The 20,531-nt window shown below is 32.0% G+C and carries 23 protein-coding genes; 5 read left to right on the top strand and 18 right to left on the bottom strand.

Annotated elements, in window-relative coordinates:
- The first annotated feature begins 64 nt into the window (after positions 1–64).
- Positions 65–352: a hypothetical protein gene (locus ACZZZT_RS20565; protein ID WP_463461743.1), complete on the top strand. Its 288-nt coding sequence runs from the start codon at positions 65–67 to the stop codon at positions 350–352.
- Between the two features lie 72 nt (positions 353–424).
- On the opposite strand, the gene ACZZZT_RS20560 is transcribed toward ACZZZT_RS20565, so the two are convergent.
- The 6 genes from ACZZZT_RS20560 to ACZZZT_RS20535 all read right to left on the bottom strand — a co-directional run bounded on the left by ACZZZT_RS20560 (position 425) and on the right by ACZZZT_RS20535 (position 5,278).
- The gene (locus ACZZZT_RS20560; RefSeq protein ID WP_463462475.1) at positions 425–1,024 is read right to left on the bottom strand and encodes an REP-associated tyrosine transposase; all 600 of its coding nucleotides are present in this window, start codon (positions 1,022–1,024) and stop codon (positions 425–427) included.
- 381 nt (positions 1,025–1,405) lie between these two features.
- Complete coding sequence (locus ACZZZT_RS20555) at positions 1,406–2,278, bottom strand: DUF4145 domain-containing protein (RefSeq protein ID WP_463461742.1); 873 nt, start codon at positions 2,276–2,278, stop codon at positions 1,406–1,408.
- Between the two features lie 425 nt (positions 2,279–2,703).
- Positions 2,704–3,030, bottom strand: a complete 327-nt coding sequence (locus tag ACZZZT_RS20550) for a hypothetical protein (RefSeq protein WP_463461741.1) — start codon at positions 3,028–3,030, stop codon at positions 2,704–2,706.
- 601 nt (positions 3,031–3,631) lie between these two features.
- Entirely contained in the window at positions 3,632–3,910 is a 279-nt protein-coding gene (locus ACZZZT_RS20545; RefSeq protein ID WP_463461740.1) for a hypothetical protein, read from the bottom strand.
- Positions 3,911–4,001: 91 nt separating this feature from the next.
- A complete protein-coding gene (locus tag ACZZZT_RS20540) occupies positions 4,002–4,643 on the bottom strand; it encodes a hypothetical protein (RefSeq protein ID WP_463461739.1) in 642 nt (213 codons plus the stop codon).
- Positions 4,613–5,278 carry a hypothetical protein gene (locus ACZZZT_RS20535; RefSeq protein WP_463461738.1) on the bottom strand — a complete coding sequence of 222 codons (666 nt, stop codon included), beginning with the start codon at positions 5,276–5,278 and terminating at the stop codon, positions 4,613–4,615. The genes ACZZZT_RS20540 and ACZZZT_RS20535 overlap by 31 nt, the downstream gene beginning before the upstream one ends.
- 465 nt (positions 5,279–5,743) lie before the next feature.
- Between ACZZZT_RS20535 and prfA the strand changes: the two genes are divergently transcribed.
- Positions 5,744–6,820: a peptide chain release factor 1 gene (gene prfA / locus ACZZZT_RS20530; protein WP_026981929.1), complete on the top strand. Its 1,077-nt coding sequence runs from the start codon at positions 5,744–5,746 to the stop codon at positions 6,818–6,820.
- 361 nt (positions 6,821–7,181) lie between these two features.
- Here prfA and ACZZZT_RS20525 read toward each other — a convergent pair whose 3' ends face one another.
- The 10 genes from ACZZZT_RS20525 to ACZZZT_RS20480 form a co-directional block, all read right to left on the bottom strand.
- Positions 7,182–7,574: a hypothetical protein gene (locus ACZZZT_RS20525; RefSeq protein ID WP_302095259.1), complete on the bottom strand. Its 393-nt coding sequence runs from the start codon at positions 7,572–7,574 to the stop codon at positions 7,182–7,184.
- Between the two features lie 10 nt (positions 7,575–7,584).
- Entirely contained in the window at positions 7,585–7,968 is a 384-nt protein-coding gene (locus ACZZZT_RS20520) for a hypothetical protein (RefSeq protein WP_463461737.1), read from the bottom strand.
- A gap of 370 nt (positions 7,969–8,338) precedes the next feature.
- A complete protein-coding gene (locus ACZZZT_RS20515; protein WP_007811479.1) occupies positions 8,339–8,491 on the bottom strand; it encodes a lmo0937 family membrane protein in 153 nt (50 codons plus the stop codon).
- 40 nt (positions 8,492–8,531) lie between these two features.
- Complete coding sequence (locus ACZZZT_RS20510) at positions 8,532–9,179, bottom strand: porin family protein (protein ID WP_463461736.1); 648 nt, start codon at positions 9,177–9,179, stop codon at positions 8,532–8,534.
- A 40-nt stretch (positions 9,180–9,219) separates the two neighbouring features.
- On the bottom strand, positions 9,220–9,786 hold the full coding sequence (locus ACZZZT_RS20505) for a DUF4142 domain-containing protein (protein WP_463461735.1): 567 nt from the start codon (positions 9,784–9,786) through the stop codon (positions 9,220–9,222).
- 134 nt (positions 9,787–9,920) lie between these two features.
- Positions 9,921–11,705, bottom strand: coding sequence for a sensor histidine kinase (locus ACZZZT_RS20500; RefSeq protein ID WP_463461734.1), 1,785 nt, complete (start codon positions 11,703–11,705; stop codon positions 9,921–9,923).
- Positions 11,706–11,714: 9 nt separating this feature from the next.
- Positions 11,715–12,164, bottom strand: a complete 450-nt coding sequence (locus tag ACZZZT_RS20495; RefSeq protein ID WP_042566325.1) for a response regulator — start codon at positions 12,162–12,164, stop codon at positions 11,715–11,717.
- Positions 12,165–12,193: 29 nt separating this feature from the next.
- On the bottom strand, positions 12,194–12,745 hold the full coding sequence (locus ACZZZT_RS20490; protein ID WP_042566324.1) for a helix-turn-helix domain-containing protein: 552 nt from the start codon (positions 12,743–12,745) through the stop codon (positions 12,194–12,196).
- Between the two features lie 159 nt (positions 12,746–12,904).
- Positions 12,905–13,090 (bottom strand): CsbD family protein, encoded by a 186-nt coding sequence (locus ACZZZT_RS20485; protein WP_042566323.1) that lies wholly within the window; start codon positions 13,088–13,090, stop codon positions 12,905–12,907.
- Between the two features lie 105 nt (positions 13,091–13,195).
- Complete coding sequence (locus tag ACZZZT_RS20480) at positions 13,196–13,669, bottom strand: Dps family protein (protein ID WP_042566322.1); 474 nt, start codon at positions 13,667–13,669, stop codon at positions 13,196–13,198.
- A gap of 160 nt (positions 13,670–13,829) precedes the next feature.
- Here ACZZZT_RS20480 and ACZZZT_RS20475 point away from each other — a divergent pair, with 160 nt between their 5' ends.
- The 3 genes from ACZZZT_RS20475 to ACZZZT_RS20465 all read left to right on the top strand — a co-directional run bounded on the left by ACZZZT_RS20475 (position 13,830) and on the right by ACZZZT_RS20465 (position 17,950).
- Positions 13,830–16,013, top strand: coding sequence for a DUF5723 family protein (locus ACZZZT_RS20475; protein WP_463461733.1), 2,184 nt, complete (start codon positions 13,830–13,832; stop codon positions 16,011–16,013).
- Positions 16,014–16,127: 114 nt separating this feature from the next.
- Positions 16,128–16,955 carry an orotidine-5'-phosphate decarboxylase gene (gene pyrF / locus ACZZZT_RS20470; RefSeq protein ID WP_463461732.1) on the top strand — a complete coding sequence of 276 codons (828 nt, stop codon included), beginning with the start codon at positions 16,128–16,130 and terminating at the stop codon, positions 16,953–16,955.
- 194 nt (positions 16,956–17,149) lie between these two features.
- On the top strand, positions 17,150–17,950 hold the full coding sequence (locus tag ACZZZT_RS20465) for an ABC transporter substrate-binding protein (protein ID WP_463461731.1): 801 nt from the start codon (positions 17,150–17,152) through the stop codon (positions 17,948–17,950).
- Between the two features lie 251 nt (positions 17,951–18,201).
- Here the strand turns inward: ACZZZT_RS20465 and ACZZZT_RS20460 are convergent, their stop codons facing one another.
- Together ACZZZT_RS20460 and ACZZZT_RS20455 are read right to left on the bottom strand one after the other, a co-directional pair.
- Entirely contained in the window at positions 18,202–19,122 is a 921-nt protein-coding gene (locus ACZZZT_RS20460) for a helix-turn-helix domain-containing protein (RefSeq protein ID WP_463461730.1), read from the bottom strand.
- A 93-nt stretch (positions 19,123–19,215) separates the two neighbouring features.
- A complete protein-coding gene (locus ACZZZT_RS20455) occupies positions 19,216–20,226 on the bottom strand; it encodes an aldo/keto reductase (protein ID WP_463461729.1) in 1,011 nt (336 codons plus the stop codon).
- Between the last annotated feature and the right edge of the window lie 305 nt (positions 20,227–20,531).

Genomic DNA, 20,531 nt, shown 5'->3' with positions numbered 1-20,531 from the left:
CGAAAAAAAATAGAAAATCATGGAAATACAACATAAACAACAAGTCACAGAATTTCTAGAATCAATGAAAAGAATAAATAAATTCAAAAAACTAAAACCAGAAAATAATAGTGACAATTCGTTTAGCATAAACTTAAAAGTATCTGGTTATAACGAATTAAATTTAATGGTTTCAAGTCTTTTAAAAGCAAGTATTATTTTGCTTAATGACGATGCCCGAAGTCAGGCGTGTTTTCCATTTAATGAAGCTGATAATAATGTAATGACTTTGCTTGAAATTGCTTTACAGCTTTTACCAGAAGATGAGATGGAAGTTTTGGATGATTTGCATAAGATTTGTTTGGAAAGCTAATACGTCTAAGTGTCGCTGTGCGAAGTCTCCCGACTTCGTACCCGTTCCAATATTCCGTCCCAAATTTCAAATTCAATACTCATTATATCGAGTAAAATTATTCAAATTTAGTACATCAACGATAGGAATGTCGGCTTTTTCAATTTTTAGTAAACCTGTATCAGAAACATAATTACTGGCACTGGAATAAATATAATCCGATGCTTTTTCAACAAGACCAGCACGAACAGGATTTAGATGAATGTAATCCAGTTTTGACCACATAAATTTGTTGCTGTAAATTTCTTCCGGATGATTTCCGTATTGCCAAAACTGATAGTTTTTGTTTCTGGAATGAGTTTCGGTTGCTAATTGAAAACGTTCCAGCATCCATTCTCTTCGGCTTTCCGGATCAGATTTTATTTTCTGAATAATTTTTGCAGCAGTAAATTTTTTAAAATCCCGCAACAAATCAGACAAGTTTTCATCATCAGATTGTACGATCATATGTATATGATTGCTCATAATAACATAACCATACAATATCATAAATTTGTTTTTAATGCAGAAATCCAAACATTCTACAACTATATCTCTGTAATTTTTTCTTGTAAAAACATCAACCCAATCTACAACGGTTGCTGTAATAAAATGTGGTAATTTTTGGTCTCTTATTTTGTATCCTCCTTGCACAATTTTTTTATTCAAATATAATTATTTTTCTTACAAATAAATATTTGATAATCTTTGTTGCTTATAGGAACGGGTACGAAGTCGGGAGACTTCGCACAGCGATCGCGATGATGTGAATATTTCGATAGTGTTCTTTCCACGCAGGCTGTGCGAAGTCTCCCGACTTCGTACCCCACAGCTATTATCCGCTAAGTAAATTTTCTGTTTAAAAACTCAACTCTTATGTATAATACATTTAATCTACATTGTTACTTATAGGAACGGGTACGAAGTCGGGAGACTTCGCACAGCGATCGCGATGACGGAAACACTTCGGAGAGCGGGGGAAAATATTATCTGCTTGAAATTATATAATTATGACGCTCGCGCCAGCGATTACTATTATATTTTTATAAAATGCTGAACCGGACTGTTTTCAATACTTGAATTTTTTATAGTACCTACGTTAAGAGCTGAAATTGTGCCATTATTTATTTCATCGATAATTTGTTGTGTAAAGTTTGAGATGTAACTCGGTTCTATTCGACGATAATCTTTTTCTAATATTTCTTTTATTGATTTTTCATCTCCCGAAACTGTTTTAAAAAATTTTCTTAACAGTAAATTTTTAAAATCATCGAAGTTATTAATAATTGTATCAAGGTGTTGATTAGCTTCAATATCAATTAAATAAATATTGTTTATTAAATGCTCAACTATATCCAAAGCAATTCTAATTTTAGATTCTTTGGGAACTTCCATTTCATGGACAGAATCGTTGCCTAGGAAGCGAATACTGTGTAGTCGATTAGCATCTCGTTCAGTAATTAATTTATTTCGTAGAAGGTTATTTATTTTTTGTTCTAAAGATCTTCCAGTTATATTCTGTTCTATTGCAATAGCTTCAATTATAGCTCTCAATCCAACACCAGAAAGGAGATAACTATTTGATTTGATAGTTTCTAAAGTTTCAAGATATACAGTTCTTATCTTATTAGGAATACTATAGTGATTCCTAATTGTATTGTGTCCATTAATTGATAATGGAAAATATTTTTTATCGTGGAAATAAGTTTCGTGTTCGTCATCATATGTTAACATGCTTTCATCTCCATATATATTTCTGAATTGTATATTATCACAGCCATTACATTGAATTATTTCGTAATCCATGTGCCAATGAAAATCATCTTCATATTTGCTACTTGTTCTTTTTGAAAATAGTACACTATGATTAGTAGGTAAGCCACAAATAGGGCAGTAATCTTTATTCATTTATCTTATATTTTGTAATTAATAACATTTGTTTGATGAAATATTTACATATATCATATGGAAGTATCCCGATAGCACGGATTTGTAATCCGTGCCCGCAAAGAGAATCATCTTTTAAAAATACAAAGCATTATATCTCAATGTTGGAGGCACGGATTGCAAATCCGCGCTATCGAACTAGAAGGTATATCCGCGCGATCTGGGTTATTTTTTTGTGATCCAATCATATAAAAAGTTACCGCCCAGCTCACTTAATAGTAAACCAGAAATGAATATAATAATTGTTGCCCAAACTGGATTTCGGCCAAGCCAGTTGGAATAATTATAATACCAAGAAATTTTTAATTTCTTAATATCTTTTTTTGTGTTTGATATTAACTTAGCATGTATTGCTTTTGTATTTAAAATATTTTCAGCTGAAAGGCTTATATGAGGGTTTTTAAAAAAGTTGATATTTGTTTTTTATATATTGCTTTATCGAATAAACATCCAGTAATATTATTTTGCATAATTTCACCAGCTTGATGATTTAAACCTCCATACGCATTAAACATAATTGTAAAAGCATAAATAAACCTTAATAAATAATTCTCAGCCGTTATTCCTTCGCGTAGATTCAATTCTTCTAAACCAAATGTTGATATAACAATGAAATTATTTTTTATTGGTCTGGTAAAATAATTTCCCTGAAGAGGTCTGTCAATAATGCCAACAGAAAAATCAGCATCATTTGCAATATTAATTGTAGCCAATTTATTATCTGTAATTGTTAGATTATCTTCATTTAAAAAAGTTGGGGAGGTAATAATAATATCATTTGTAGATTTAAATGTTAATGATGAATCAAATCTTTTTTTAGTTTTGAAAAATCTAAATGATCATTATGACCAATTTTAATTATTTGAATATTTGTCATTTAATGTTTTATTTTTGTGTTTTTTAGGTATTAAATAATTTAATTGTGAAAAATACGGTAATTGATTATAAAGTTTTTATTAAAAAATAAGGTACAGACACTTGTGTATCGCTTGAAAAACTCACTTTCATCGATTTTTTGACCTTTTTGCAATCCAATATATTTATCAACTTTCACATAGAATACTTCAATATCATTTTAAGCTCTGTCTAAATCAGTTATATATGTATTTTGCGACATTCTTATTTTACTTTAGATAAATAATCAGATCTGCGCCATTTGCTGTACAAAGTCGGAAGACCCCGCACAGTGATAGCTACATTTATAAAGGAACACTTTGAAGAGATTATTATCTAGTTATTTTTTATTTTTTTCATCAATATTAATTGTCTCATCAATTTCTTTATTCGAATCTGTGTCATATTTCTCGTAGATAATTACTTGAAAACGTTTGAAGAGTCTAAAAAATCTTTTTTTGTAATTTCAAAATTTAAAGAAACAATATAAGGTTTGTCAAATGTTGAATTGTCTTTATCTCGACATATAATTTTGGCTGAAAAAAAATCATTATATCCAGAATAAAAACTAGCTCCAAATGCTTCATACCTTTCAGTGTTAACATTTTTTGACTCTAAAAAGTATTTAAAATCAGTGTGATCACTAATATCTGCCGCTGAAGTTCCAACAAAGTCATTATATTGTGTACTTGCTTTCATAATTTTGTCTAATTTGTTTAAATGTGTTTTATTAAAATTTAATTTAGCATTGATAATAAATTGGATATTCGCATATTCTTATGATAACAAGTTATTCTTCTTTTACTTTTGTTTTTATCATATCGCCAATTTTTTCAGAACCTTCTTTTGCGATGGATATAAATTTATTTTTTAGCTCAGGAACAACGTCCATTGCTTTAAGAAAGGCTGGAGAACTCAATAATTCTTGCCATGGACTACCATGATTTTCATTTTCTACTAATCGTAGTGGAGCTTCTTCCAGTCTTGATAATGCGGAACTAAAAAGTCTTGCTTCAAATGCTTCATCAATTCTTGATGCTTCTTTACGATATCCCTCATATGCTTTTGCAACAGAAGATTTAAAAGCATAATCTTCCGCCAACCGAAATCTTTGGTTTATTTGTTTTGTAGCAATCCAAGCAAACCAAATTGGAGCAGCTAGACCAATTACTGATAATGCAATATCTATCCAAATTATTCCCCAGTTTGGATTAGAATCCTTCAACGCTTTTGTCAAAATTTCGAATCTTGATGATCCAATTAAACTACCTGCTATCAAAGTAAAAATTAGCCCTAAGACCCAAATCCACATTGTGTTGGCAAGTTTGTTTGCTCTTTGCTCAAATGAAGCAGCTAAACCTTTCGTTGTAGTAATTCTATATGCATCTTCACATTGTTCAACTAATAAATCAGTTTCAATTTTTCTTTCCAATATTTTTTTGATAATTCTTGAATTTCTTTATGATAAGTTTCAATTTTACCAAATAATTTTGCAGAATCAGTTGAAAAATCATCGACTTTTTTTCTAGCTTCTTTTAAGCTTTGTAAATCAGTTGGTAAGGATTCAGCAGCTTCTGTTGCATCTTGAATTAATTTAATTTGGGATTCAATTTCTAATTTCTCTGGAATAATATTTTCAAGTTCAGATTGAATTGAGCGCAGTCTTTTTGTAAGTTGTGTTGGCAATGCTTTATTATCTTGTAAAACTTGCCAACTAAAAATTGGTTCAACAACAATATTTATCCATTGAATTAAGGCTGTATAAGTTGTGATTGCATTAACGCAGTTTGAATTGAAAAGATGTGGCATAGTAGTCGCCTTAAAACTTTCAATTTTTTCAGGAATTAATTCTATACGTTCTATTAAATCATCTTCTATTTTTTCAGGATTTAGTTTCTTAATTTTATTTGAAATATTGCTAGATAATGATGATATATCAGTTCTGGTTAATGGAGGGCAGTTCCAGCCAAATTGGTCAGTAAATGTCTGATCGCTGGAAGATGATGTCAAAATTGCTTGAGCCAAGTCATCTAATGAATTGCATAAGCTTTGTAAAGTTGAATCCATATTTTCTTCTATTTTTTATAAGAATAAGTATTAAGGGAATCTTGTTGTGATCTCAATTATTTAGCTTAATAAATTTATACTAAATGATAAATCATATTCAAAAAAGATTGACTTTTTATAAAAACAAACATCGTCTTTATTTCAAATTAATCACCAAGTAAAAACACCTGATTTTATTTAAATTAATTTTTGCTAAAAGTATATCTCATTAATTGAATGCTTTTATGGAAAACCATAAAAGCCAATTAAAAACTAGAAAATCCCTAGCTCTGATAGAAGTAAAAATCCCTTTGTGAAGCTTTAGCAGAACAAAAGATTGGAACGGATAGCAGCCCCGATAGCTATCGGGATCCTAAAAACCATCATAATTCCACTAAATTTCATCCTTAAAAAACTCAAAAAATCAATAATAGAATTTTCAACAAAAATTTCGTAAATTTGCACTCCAATAAAAGGAATTAGAAAATGTTAGATAGACTTCAAATAGTAAAACAGCGTTTTGACGAGATTTCAGATTTGATTATCCAGCCGGATGTTATTTCTGATCAGAAACGTTATGTGCAATTGAATCAAGAGTACAAAAACCTGAAAGCATTGGCTGAAAAGCGTGATGAATATGTGCTTTTGATGGCTAATATAGATGAGGCAAACGAAATTATTGCTGATGGAAGCGATGCAGACATGACCGAAATGGCCAAAATGCAATTGGACGAAGCAAAAGAAAGATTGCCGGAACTTGAGGAAGAAATCAAATTTATGTTGATTCCTAAAGATCCTGAAGATGCTAAAAACGTAATGGTCGAGATTCGTGCCGGAACGGGTGGGGATGAAGCGAGTATTTTTGCCGGAGATTTATTCAGAATGTATACTAAATATTGTGAAAATCAAGGTTGGAGAACTTCGGTTGTAGATATGAACGAAGGAACTTCGGGAGGTTTCAAAGAGGTTATTTTTGAGGTTTCGGGTGAAGATGTTTACGGAACTTTAAAATTTGAAGCCGGTGTTCACCGTGTTCAGCGTGTTCCTCAAACTGAGACGCAAGGTCGTGTGCACACATCTGCAGCAACAGTTATGGTTTTGCCGGAAGCGGAAGAATTTGATGTACAAATTGATATGAACGATGTTCGTGTTGATTTCTTCTGTTCATCTGGACCTGGAGGACAATCGGTTAATACAACGAAATCTGCGGTACGTTTAACGCACATTCCAACCGGATTGGTGGCGCAATGTCAGGATCAGAAATCACAGCATAAAAACAAGGATAAAGCGCTGAACGTTTTACGTTCTCGTTTATACGAACAGGAATTGGCTAAGAAAGAGGCTGAAGATGCTACAAAGCGTACATCTCAGGTAAGTTCTGGTGACCGTTCGGCTAAGATTCGTACTTATAACTACGCTCAGGGTCGTGTAACTGATCACAGAGTTGGTTTAACTTTATACGATTTAGGAAACATCATGAACGGTGATATCCAAAAAATTGTTGCCGAATTACAATTGGTAAACAATATGGAGAAATTAAAAGAAGCTTCGGAGGTTTTCTAAAAAAGGTACAGAGGTTTAAAGGTACAAAGGTTTAGGATCTGCCTTACGATTTAATAAAATTTAAAAAGGGACTGTTTCACTTGTGAAACAGTCCCTTTTTTATAAGATTCAAATCTGATAGCTCAGGATCTTTGGCATCTTTGTACCTCTGAGCCTTTGCATCTTTGAACCTTTTAAGATATATAGTGAAGGATATTAACTGATTAACCGTTTGTTTATAAAACGTATAAAGCAAGTTAGATACCTAAAAATACTCTCGTAAATTCAAAACATTTATATAGATTCGAGTAAACGTATACACCATTTTTCAATACTATTTCGCTTAGCTTTTCCATAATACTTATATTTTTAGTTTAAACAATTACTCTCTTGATGGTTCGTATGGTGATGATTCTTCTTCTGTTTCATCATGAGAAGAGTCATGAGGTTTTGAAACTAAATTGGTTATAATAAGCTGTACTACTGATCCGAAGATACTTTTGAAAGTAGAATCGGATTTTCCTACTACTAATCTCTTTGCGAGATAACCAATTCCAATACTGATTGCCGATTGTGCCAAATGACTTTTAAATCCAACTGTTTCATTAATTTCCTCAACCGTATTTCTAATTAGATTTAGCGGTTTTAGATTTTGCTTAATTTCTGCAACTTCATCTTTAATCGCGATCCAGTCCTGTTTTTGTTGCGCCTTTGTTTCAAGAATCATTTGTTCTAATCTGTCAACAGTAAAAATGTTTTCTTTAATGGTTCCCATAACAGTTAATTTAAGCTTTGTCAGTTTCGTTTAAATCAGTTTTAGTTTCTTTTAAAATGCTGGAAATAATCATATTTCCAATCGGTGTTTTTATTAGCGAATGTTGAAATGTGTTTAAAACAATGGCAACAATCAGGTAAAATAACGCCAATATAAAAAAGCCATAAGAATATTCTCCAAGCTGTTTTCCAATCCATAAACTTAACCCGATATTAAGAAATAAGGTAAAAAATGCAACAACAGCACCAACGGCAATTTTAGATGTTAATGTTGAAAGAACATCTGCTGATGCAGATACCGTTTTAAGTTTGACTAATTCAATACTTGTTCGGGTATAGTTTTCAGCTTTTTCAAAAATGTTTTCGTCGTTTCTTGTTGTTGCATTTGTTTCCATGATAAAGGTATTTTATGGTTTAAAAAATTCACTTTTTTAATAGTTCGTTTTTACAGCTTTAGCTTCATCTTTAACAGTGTTGAAGTCTTCTTTTACAGAATTGAATTTTGCTTTTCCTTCTTCGATAATATCTTTACCGTTTGAAGTAATAGTGCTTACAATTCCGTCAAATTTCCCTTTTAGGTTATCTCCGTAATCTTTTGATTTATCTTTTATTTTTTTCTTGTTTCTGAACCTTTATCCGGTGCAAATAAAACTCCTAAAAATGCTCCCGCCGCTGCGGCTCCTAAAATTCCTAAAATTGTGCTACTAGTTTTCATAATATTTGATTTAATGGATTAATGTATATTTAATTAATTGTTTGTGTTTTTTAAATTTCTCGACCTTTAATAAGTCTGAAAAGAATTGCAATAATGGCAATTACTAATAAAATGTGAATAATACTTCCGGCGCTGTAAACAAAGAACCCAAGGGCCCAAAGAATAACCAGAATCACTGCGATTGTGTATAATAAATTTGACATGGTCTTATTATTTATGGTTAATAATTAATTGATTTGTTTTTTAATTTAATTTGTATGATAAGTAAACAGATAAATTACTGTTTTTTGCATCCGGGAATGTATAAGTTTGTCCTAAAACCGTTCTTTCTTTACCAATAGTTGTTAAACCATAGTTGTAACGAACACCAATACTTATTGGGCTAAAGTCAACTCCAACACCTGCTACGATACCAGCATCGAATTTGTTTAAGTCATCTGTGTCTATATCTTCGTTAAATTCAGCAGCTCCGTCTCCGGTAAGTTTAGAACTTACTAAATAAGATGCATATCCACCAGCCTGAAGGTTAAAGTTTTTAGTGATATTAACTCTAACTAATAAAGGAACTTCGATATAGTTTAATTTAAATTTTGCGTCCCCACTTGCAAGATCACTGTTATATTCTAACTTAGAACCTCTTGTGGTAAATAAAACCTCTGGCTGAATAGCGACAAAATCTGAGATTGGTAATGTGGCATAAACACCGGCATTAAAACCATACAGAATATTTTCGTCAGTTGCTTCATCATCGTCTGATAAAAAATTAGACATATTAAAACCTCCTTTTATACCAAACTCGGTTGTAACATTTTCGTCCTGAGCGTGTAGTACTCCAAAAGAAGCGGTCATAAATAGGACTAAGGCGCATAATAAATTTGATTGCATTTTCATAATTGTGATTAATTTAGGTTAATGATTGCTCTAAAGGCATTTAATTAATTTGTTGTTTAATTTGTTCAGTTTCTCTTAAAAGCTGATACATTTCTGGCAAATAATGCAATACTAATTTCAAAATCACTTCGTCATTTGTTTCTTTAGAAACTGATTCTAATGCTTCAATTTGTCCGTTTAATGATTCCAACAATGAATCCAAATAAACTTTATCAAATCTGGCGGCACTAGTGTCAGTTAACTTATATAATTCCAGTTTACTGGAGTTGTTTATTTCGGTAACAATCACCAGCCTTTTATTGGCTATTTTTGCTATATCCCTTAACAAATTATTTTGGTGATTTTCAATTTTCCTGCTTAATTGCTTTATAATACTTTTAGAAGTTTTTTGTTCTGCAATCTGACTTTTAGAAATAATAGCTTTACTTAAATTTGCCGTCGCAATAAAAAAATAAGCTTCCATTTGCTCTCTGTCATTTGTATTAAAAGCTTCGTTTTTAAAGTTACTTTCTATTAGATTATTTTTATTGCAAGACGTGTTGCAAAGGATAATTATTAAAAAGAATATTTTTAAAAATGTTGCTCTCAATATGGGCATTGCTTTCATTAATTACTTGTTAAAGTATTACATTACAAAGATGCTAACGAATGAAGCGTTTTGCTTTACAGCATAAAAAAGAAACGTTATATAATTCCCATAATGGATTTATATAACGTTTTTCATGTAGTTTTTTAGAAGTTTTATTCTGGTAGAAACACAGTAAATACAGAGCCTTTTCCTAAGGTGCTGTCTGCAGTAATATAACCTTTATGGTTCTCGACAATTTTTTTACAAATTGCTAAACCAATTCCTGTTCCCGGATAATCTGTTTTAGAATGCAAACGCTGAAATAAAATAAAAATGGTTTCTTTAAACTGAGAATCAAATCCCATTCCGTTATCTGAAAAAGTTATCTTATAGAATTTCTTACTATTTGGTTCTAATAAATCAGGATAATCTTTTGATGTAACTTTTTCGGTCACAATATTAATTTCCGGATTTATATCAGGCTTACTGTATTTTAAGGAATTTCCAATCAGGTTGATAAAAAGCTGTTCGATTTGATACGGAATAACATCGAGCTTCGGTAATTTTGAAACCGTAATGGTTGCTTTTTTCTCGTCAATGATTTCTGTTAATTCAGATTTGGCATTTTCGAGTAATTCGTTCAAATTCGATTTTATGAATTCTTTTTTAGTAGTATTCGTTCTCGAGAATAAAAGTAAATCGTCTATTAAAACACGCATTCTTTTTGCCGAAATTTCAATCTTGCTAATGTAATCTTTTGCGCTATCAGATAAAACAGCTTTATCTGCATCAGAAACCCTTGAAATAAAGGTTTGAATTTTTCGAAGAGGTTCCTGCAAATCATGGCTTGCAACATGATTAAAAGACGCAAGTTCCTGATTGCTTTTTTCCAGTTCTCTATTACGTTCCTGAAGTTCTATGTTTAATAAATGCTCGTCAGTAATATCAAAATTGATTCCGAGTAAAATCTGACTGCCTTGTTGATCAGTCAATAATTTCCCTGTCGATTTAAAATATCTTATTTCATTATTTGGAAGCGTAATCTTATAGTAAATAAAAGGTAATTGTTTTTTATTGACAATTCCTTCCATAGATTTTGCCACAGCCTCTTTATCATCTGGGTGTACAAAATTTAAAAAAGTATCTTTTTCAGGAACAAAAGCATTTGGTTTAAAACCTAATAAACGATATTGATTATCTGAATAATCGATTTTATTAAGATCAAGATCCCATTGCCAGGTGCTGAATTTACCAATAACCTCAGACTCGGCCATTAATCGGGAAGAAATCAAAAGCTTTTTGTTGAATATTTTTAATCGTTTAATGTCTTTGCTGATTTGTCTATAAGAAAGAATAATAAAGATTAATGCGGTTAAAAATAGTGAAATAGAGAAAACAGGACTTAAAGAAATTTCCTGATCGTATATTTTTAATCTTTTTTGCTGGTATCTTTTTTCGATATCATTCATTTCATCAACCTGAAAACGAATGTTATCCATTAAAATTCGTCCGCCAAACATATGATTGTCGAGTTTTCTTTTATCATATGTTTGTGGATTGCTGTATTTAAAACAGTTTTCGAATGAAGTAAAACGCTGTGTAATAAGCCCGAATAATTTTTGAAGGTTTTTTTGTTGCTTCGGATTATCGGCTGTAAGTTTTTTTAATGTAATAAATGAAGTATTTACCTTGTCGCGAGAATAAATATAAGGAGTTAAAAAACGGCCGTTACGTGTTATTATATAGCCACGCTGTCCCGTTTCGGCATCCTTTATCGCCGACATTAACCGCTCTAATTGAATGTTTATTTCATAAGTATGCATTACAAGTTTACTGGATTCGTTTAAATCCTGGTTGTGTTTGTAAGCAATTGAGGAAAGAAATAACAGAATGAAAACTGCGATTACAAAAATAACTCTCAATGAGTTTGAAGAATTAAACTTGGGTATCCATTTCATTAAGCATTATTATTTTAGGCGCAACAGGAAATTATCACGATTTAAACCAGACGTGTGATAGTGCCAATTTAACGTCACGACTTCATTAATAATTTTCTTTAAAGTATTAAAATCACTTGGCTTTTTGATATAAATATTGGCACCCTCAATAAAAGTATCTTCTATGTCCTCTTCAGAAGATGAGGTAGAATAAATGGCAATAATTATATTTTTAAGATGTTCGGTTTTTTTGATTTCGATCAAACATTCTTTTCCTGTTTTTTTAGGCATGTTCAAATCCAGAAATAAAATATCAGGCAATTTTACATCCGGTTGCATTAAATGTTCCATTAATTGAAGACCATCATGAACAAAGGTTACTTTGGTTTGCACTCTTACTTCTTCAAAGGCATCTTTAAAGAAAAGGCGGTCGTCTTCATCGTCATCAGCGAGTAAAATGTGTAATGCGTTTTTTTGCATCGAATTAGTGGGTTTATTGGTTGTGTATTTTATTTTAAATTCTCTCTTCTTTTTTTAATAATTCTCTGGAAAGCCGAAGGAGTTATTCCTGTTGTGTTTTTAAACTGGGTACTTAAATGTGCAACACTCGAATAATTAAGTAAAAAAGCAATTTCGGTTAAACTCATTTCATTGACTAGCATCAATTGTTTGGCTCTTTCTATCTTTTGCAAAATAATAAAATTTTCGATAGAAGAATAAGTTACTTCCGAAAATACATTAGATAAATAACCGTAACTATGATTTAATTTCTCTGCCAAAAATACAGAACTTTTAAAATTATTATTGTCATCCATGTAAACAAGCTCAATAATAGCGTCTTTAATTTTTTGAACCAAAACGCTTTTTTGGTTTTCGACAACTTCAAAACCAAATGGGCTTAAATCATTTTTTAAAGTTTCCAGCGCTTCAACACTCAGATTTTCATCTAGTTCAATTTCGCCAAAACCTAATGTGGTAAAATTCATGTTTTGTTCTTCTAATTTTTGCTTTAAAAATAGAGAACAAATTGTGTTGATGTCAAACTTTATAAATAGTTTCATAGGATCGAAATAGGGTTAAAGATAGTTAAATTTTTTGGACTTTTTGTTGAGATTACAGATTTAAGTGAAATTTATTTGTCAATTCGTTCACTGAGCTAATCAAAAAAATACCGTCTAAGTTTAAAAAATTAGACGGTATCTTGATTGGGTCAAAAAGGATTACAAATCCGATAACATTTGATGAAATTCTTCTTTAGTTTTACCTAATTTTTGCTGAAGTTTTCCGTACATTTCGTCTTCTTTACCTTCAGCATACATCAAATCATCATCTGTCAGATCAGCGTATTTTTGTTTTAATTTCCCTTTTAACTCATTCCAGTTTCCTTTTATCTCTGTCGTATTCATGATAGTTTTATTTAGTAATTTATAGTATTGTAAAGTTGCAAATTAATCCATAACGATGTGTTATATCCATTTTTGGGATTGTTGCATAATTCACATTTTTAAGCTTTAAACCTGATAACGACGTAAAATCCAGGCCATTTTTTCGTGTTGTTGTAATAAACCTGTAATAAAATCAGCAGATCCTATATCATTATTGTCATTCTCAAAAACCGGAATATAGTCTCTAAATTCTGTAACTAATTGTTCGTGGTTTTCTAAAAGTTCTTCCAGCATGTTTTTTTGCGAAGCGTATTCTTTTGGAGACTCTTTTAAAGTAGAGTTTTCAATAAATTCCTTCATCGTTCCAATAGTTTTTTCTCCAAGTTGACTAATGCGTTCAGCAACCTCATCAATGTTGTTTTCTAAAACGCGGTATTGGTCCTCAAATAATTTATGCAATTCCATAAAACTGTTTCCTGAAATATTCCAGTGAAACTTTCTGGTTTTTACATATAAGGTCATTTCGTTAGATAAAATCGTGGCTAATATACTTGTGCTTTTCTTTAAACTTTTTGGCGTAATTCCAATATTTGGGCTCATAATCCTTTTATTTTAGGTTTAGGCCAAAATTAAAAAACACACTAAGTTTTTTATTTACATAATTTATTAAAGATGTTACATGAATTCAATGTTAGCATAACATAATAACAAATCTATTATTGTAGTTTTGCCGCCAACTAAATTTTAAACCAAATTCTAAATGAAAAAAACACTACTTATTTTATTTCTTTTTACATGCACTTTAACCGTTAATGCCCAATCCTACATAGGGTATTTTCAGGACAACTACGCCGGAGTTCAAAGCGTTCTTTTCAATCCGGCTTCTATAGCCGATTCTCGTTTTAAAACAGATATTAACTTGTTTTCTATAAGCGGGTCTGTGCAAAATGATTTATACGGAGTTAAACTTTCTGATGTTTATAAAGACGGATATGATTTTGATACTCAGTCTAAAATAAGTCCATCAAATGCAAACAATGCTGTAATTAATTTTGATATTATGGGACCTTCGTTTATGTTTAACATTGCGCCAAAACATACTATCGCGGTTTTTACAAGAGCAAGATCTGTAAGCAATTTGAGAAACATTAACGGAAATCTTGTTGATCAGGTTAAAGAAGGTCTGGATAAAGCAAGCGATTTTAATTTTAATGCCGGAAATGCCAATGGATCTTCCAATTCATGGGGAGAATTGGGTATTTCATACGCAGCAGTTTTATATCAAAAAGACCAGCACTTTTTAAAAGGAGGTATTACGGCAAAATACCTTCAGGGTGGAACAAACGGATATATTCAGGGAAATAATATCAATCTTTCCTATGTTGAAAACACCACTAATCCTGAGAAAGGAACCTTAAATTCTCAAGGGCAGCTTACTATTGGTACAAGCCAGGATTGGGAAACCAACAAGGATTATGAGTTTGATGCTAATTCAAGAGGTTTTGGTTTTGATTTCGGACTTGTGTACGAATGGAGACCGGATTATGATAAATATGATCTAAGTAAAGCAAAACCTGCTGATAATAATTTCAGGGATTTAAATAAATACAAAGTACGTTTTGGATTGTCTGTAACAGATATTGGATCTATCAATTACAAAGATGCTAAACAGGATACTTACAACGTAAATGGCTCTATCACTCAGGAAATGATTGATAATGCAGATGATTTTTACGACTTTTTGAATGAACATTATACAAAAGTTTCAACTTCAAAAGGATTAAAAACAAACTTGCCAACAGCACTTCATCCTGATGTTGACTGGAATATTCACAATAAGTTTTACCTGAATCTTAATGGAGATATTAATATGGTATCTTCAGGTAAACTAAACGGAAATGGTATTGCAAACAGAGTGAGTTTGTCACCTCGTTACGAAAGCAGATGGTTTAGCTTTTATTTGCCAGTTACCTGGATGGAATACAGCGGAACACAAGTTGGTTCAGGATTACGTGTTGGAACTTTCTTCGTAGGTTCGGGATCGATTCTTAGTAATTTAGTTTCGAAAGAATCTAAAGCAGCTGATTTTTACCTTGGATTGAAAATTCCGGTTTACGAAAAGAAATTTAAAGACACTGATGAAGATGGTGTAATTGACAAAGAGGATTCTTGTAGAAAAGTAGCAGGTCCTGCAGAAAATAATGGCTGCCCATGGCCAGATACTGATGCAGATGGAGTTTTTGATAAAGACGATGCTTGTGCAGCTGTTGCAGGTCCAAAAGAAAACAAAGGTTGTCCTTGGAAAGATACAGATGGAGATACTTTATTAGACAATGTTGATGCTTGCCCAGCAGTTGCCGGTCCGGTAGAAAACAAAGGATGTCCTTGGCCGGATACAGATGGAGACAGCGTTTTAGATAAAGACGATGCTTGTCCGGATGTTGCAGGTTTAGTTGAAAATAAAGGTTGTCCGGATCTTGATGCTGATAAAGACGGAGTTTCTGATAAAGAAGATGATTGTCCTTTAATTGCAGGTCCTGCAGAAAATAAAGGTTGTCCTAAAGTAACCAAAGCGACATTAGAGCAATTAAAAGTAGAAGCAAAATCTATCTTCTTCGTAACTGGAAAAGCGACTTTAAATGACGCTAAAAAAGGTGTAACTTCTGGAAGATTAGATGCTATAAAAGAGATATTGAAAAATTATCCAAATGCTAAATTTGCCATTAACGGTCATACAGATAATGTTGGAAATGCAAAAGCAAACCAAAAATTATCTGAAGCCAGAGCAAAAGCAGTAATGGATCTTTTAATAGAAAAAGGTGTTAACCCTGCCAATCTAACTTCTCAGGGATTTGGATCTACAAAACCGGTTAAATCAAACAAAACCGCTTCTGGAAGAGCAGAAAACAGAAGAACAGAAATTGTTTACTTAGGTAATTTGTAAACCAAACTGAATATAATACCAAAAAGCCATTCTTAATTGAGTGGCTTTTTTTATTTTTGCATACTTTCTAAAAAGAGCCATTTCTTTGAAATTAGAAGAACTAAAAAAACAAGAATGACAACACAACAACTACACGAACAAATTCTTCAAAAAAAATCATTTTTATGCGTTGGATTAGATCCTGATTTAACCAAAATTCCACCTCATTTATTAGAAACCGAAGATCCTATTTTCGAATTTAATAAAGCAATAATTGATGCTACACACGATTTAGCGGTGGGATACAAACCAAATACAGCTTTTTTTGAAGCCTATGGAATAAAAGGATGGATTTCATTACAAAAAACAATCAATTACATCAACGAGAATTTTCCGGAAATCTTCACCATTGCCGATGCAAAACGAGGTGATATCGGAAACACTTCAAGTATGTATGCAAAAGCTTTTTTTGAAGATTTAAATTTTGATAGTGTAACCGTTGCGCCCTATATGGGAAAAGATTCAGTTGAACCTTTTCTGGCATTCGAAAACAAACATACTATAATGTTGGCCTTAACATCAAACGAAGGCGCTTTTGATTTTCAGACTTTAAATGTAAACGGAAAAGAATTATATAAACAAGTTTTAGAAACGTCTAAAACATGGAAAAACAGCCATAATTTAATGTACGTTGTGGGCGCTACAAAAGCAGAATATTTTGCCGATATAAGGAAAATTGTTCCGGATAGCTTTTTATTAGTTCCGGGAATCGGCGCGCAGGGCGGAAGTTTATCTGAAGTTTGCAAATACGGAATGAATGATAAAGTTGGTTTATTAGTCAATTCAGCAAGAGCAATTATCTACGCTTCAAAAGGAACAGATTTTGCAGAAAAGGCAAGGGAAGAAGCGCTTACAGTTCAAAAAGAAATGGAAGAGATAATTAATTCGAAGTTTCAGGTTTAAAGTTTCATTGCTTTACTTTGAGAATAGTCCTACTACAGAGTTGCACTAAGATAATTTAAACAGTTTTAAAAAGCTTTGTGATTTTTAAAATCTAATCTTAAAAAACTTTGCGAATCTCCGTGAAAAAACTTTGTGTAACTCTGTGGTAAAAAAAACACACAATCCAATAACTTGAAACCTGAAACAAAGCAAACATGAAACAACTCAAAGATCAACTAGGCACATTACATTCTTTTGAGAAAACGCCAAAACGAATCATTTCGTTAGTGCCATCTCAAACCGAGTTGTTGTTTGATTTAGGTTTAGAAGAAAAAATCATCGGAATAACTAAGTTTTGCGTACATCCCTATCATTTTAAATCAACCAAAAAAGTTGTTGGCGGAACCAAAAAGATTCATTTCGAAAAAATAAAACTATTGCAGCCCGATATTATCATCTGCAATAAAGAAGAAAACACGCTTGAAATTGTCGAGCAATTAAGTGCAATTTGTCCGGTTTGGGTGACGAATATTATTTCTGTTGAAGATAATTTTCAGATGATTTCTGACTTCGGGCAGCTTTTTAATTGCAGAACCGAAGCGCAAAAGTGGAACGACAAACTGGCTTTTGCTTTAAGCGATTTCAAAAAATACATTCAGGATATTCCGGTGCAAAAAGCCGCTTATTTTATTTGGAAAGATCCTTATATGGTTGCCGGAAATGACACCTACATCAATGAATTATTAAAACTGAATCATTTTCAGAATATATACGAAGACAAAGGTCGTTATCCTGAAATAGAACTCAAAAAAATGAGATTGGAAGGCGATCCTGATTTGGTTTTTCTTTCCTCAGAGCCTTATCCTTTTAAAGAAGAAGATGCTTTTGAAATAGGACGTTTTACACATCACGCAAAAACTATTTTCGTTGACGGTGAAATGTTCTCCTGGCATGGCAGCCGATTGTTAAAAGCGTTTCCGTATTTTAAAATCCTCCACGAAAGATTGAAAAACTAAATTTCAATTTTTAAATTCCAAATTCCAAGTTGCCAAACTTTGAACATAATTTTACCGCAAAGTTCGCAAAGCTTTTTTACTATAAAGCTTTTATAAAAGACAAAGTTCGCAAAGCTATATGTTTGATTTAGCTTTGTGAACTTTGCCCACTTATATTATAAAATAAACCTTTGCGAATCTTTGCGAAAAATCTTTGCGAACTTTGCGGTAAAATTATGTTCAAAGTAAAATATCCCGTTTTTATTTAAAAATTAATTAAACGAACTTCTAAACTCTAAAGGCGATACATTGGTTTTGCTTTTAAACAATTTATTAAATGACTGCGGATATTCAAATCCCAATTGAAAAGCTGTTTCGCTCACACTTAACGAAGTTGTTGTTAGTAATTCTTTTGCTTTTTCGATAATTTTATTGTGAATATGATGCTGTGTGCTTTGTCCCGTTAAGGAACGCAGCATATCACTTAAATAATTTGGAGAAACATTCAGTTCATCTGAAAGATAAGCCACTGTAGGCAATCCGAATTTTTGAACTTTATCTCCTTCAAAATAATCAGATAACAAAGTTTCTAGTTTGCTTAAAAGAGTGTTATTGACATTTTTTCGGGTAATGAATTGTCTATTATAAAAACGGTTGCAATAATTAAGCAGCAGTTCGATATGTGAAACCATTACGTCCTGACTAAAAGCATCGATGGAAGAACAATATTCCTGTTCGATATTTTTCATGATACCGGTAATCATAATTTGTTCTTTGTCAGAAAGATGCAAAGCTTCGCTAACGGCATATGAAAAATAGCCATAATCTTTTATGTTTTTAGCCAAAGCATAGTTTTGAATAAAATCTGGATGAATTACCAACATTGCGCCATAAACTGCCGTATCAACGCTAACTTCTGTAGAAATTACTTGTCCCGGTGACATAAAAGTCATTACACCTTCATCAAAGTCATAGGTATTTTGTCCGTATTTCATTTTTCCCGTAAAACCTTTTTTGATGCAAACGGTATAAAAAGAATAAACTACACTTTTTAGATTGTCATCAAAATGGCAGGTTATTTTACTTAAATCGACAAAACTCACTAAAGGATGTTCCGGTTTTGGAATTTTGAGTAAAGAATGTAATTCTGAGATGGATTGAATTGTATGAGGAATATGAACTTCTTTTTTCATAGCGAAATATTTAAAACAATTATATTTAAAACAATATAAAAGAGGAAAAGCTACCGTAAAGATAACTTTTCCTGAGTGATTTATTTAAGCAAATTATTGATCAATTCCAGCCATATTAGCAGCATCATATCTGGCACCGGTTTGTGTACCAAGCGGAATAATCGATTCTAATCGATTCATTTCGTCTGCAGAAAGAACCATTTGTGCAGCAGCGATATTTTGCTCTACATATTTTACTCTTTTCGTTCCCGGAATGGCTAAAATATTTTTTGATGCAATCCATGAAAGTGCCAATTGAGAAGCGGTGATTTGTTTTTCGTTTGCCATTTTCTGAATTTCATTTACCAATTCTATATTTTTATAAAATTGTTCTCCCTGAAAGCGCGGAATTGCTTTTCTGAAATCAGTATCATCAAAATCATCCGGACTTTTTATGTCTCCCGAAATAAAACCTCTTCCGAGTGGAGAATAGGCAACAAAACCAATTTCTAATTCGTTTAGGGTATCTAAAATACCAGCTTCTTCAGCGCTTCTTTCAAATAAAGAATATTCTGTTTGTACTGCAGTCAAAGGATGAATTTTGTGTGCTTTGCGTATCGTTTCAGATGAAACTTCAGATAATCCGATATAACCCACTTTTCCTTCTTTTACCAAATCAGCCATTGCCTGCACAGTTTCTTCAATTGGGGTATTTGGGTCAAGTCTGTGTAAATAGTACAAATCGATATAATCAGTTCCCAGGTTTTTTAGAGAACGTTCTACCGCTTTTTTCACATATTCTTTCTTGCCGTTAAACTGCCACGTAAGTTGTTCGTTATCATCAATTTCATAGCCAAATTTTGTAGCAATAACATAAGCGTTACGATTGCCTTTTATAGCTTTTGCTACTAATCTTTCATTCAATAACGGACCATATAAATCGGCTGTGTCCAGAAAATTTCCACCCAACTCAAGTGATCTGTGAATTGTTGCAATAGCTTCTTTTTCATCGGCTTTGCCATAAATATCCATTCCTGCAATTTGGGTCATTCCCATACATCCCAAACCAATATTAGGAACAACAAGCCCTTGATTTCCTAATTTAAATTTTTGTATTGTGCTCATAACTTGTTTGATTTTTGTGTTTTAATTTAATAACACAAAGATCCATCAACTATAAAGTTATAAAGTAGCCAAATCCCTTGTAGTTGTATCCAAATTGAAGAAGAGGAAAAAAGTTTCTGGTTTTTGGATTGTGCTGATTTAATTGCAATTTCTACCACAGAGTTTCACAAAGGTTTTCACAAAGTTACACGGAGTAATTAAAAAAAACTTTGCGAATCTCTGTGAAAAAACTTTGTGGATCTCTGTGGTAAAATTTATGTTCAAAGCATGGTAACTTGAAACCTGAAACCTGAAACTAAAAAACA

It is taken from the genome of Flavobacterium sp. AC274, assembly GCF_979258275.1.
Note: the sequence above shows the minus strand (reverse complement) of the source record. Positions and strands in the feature narration are given on the sequence as shown.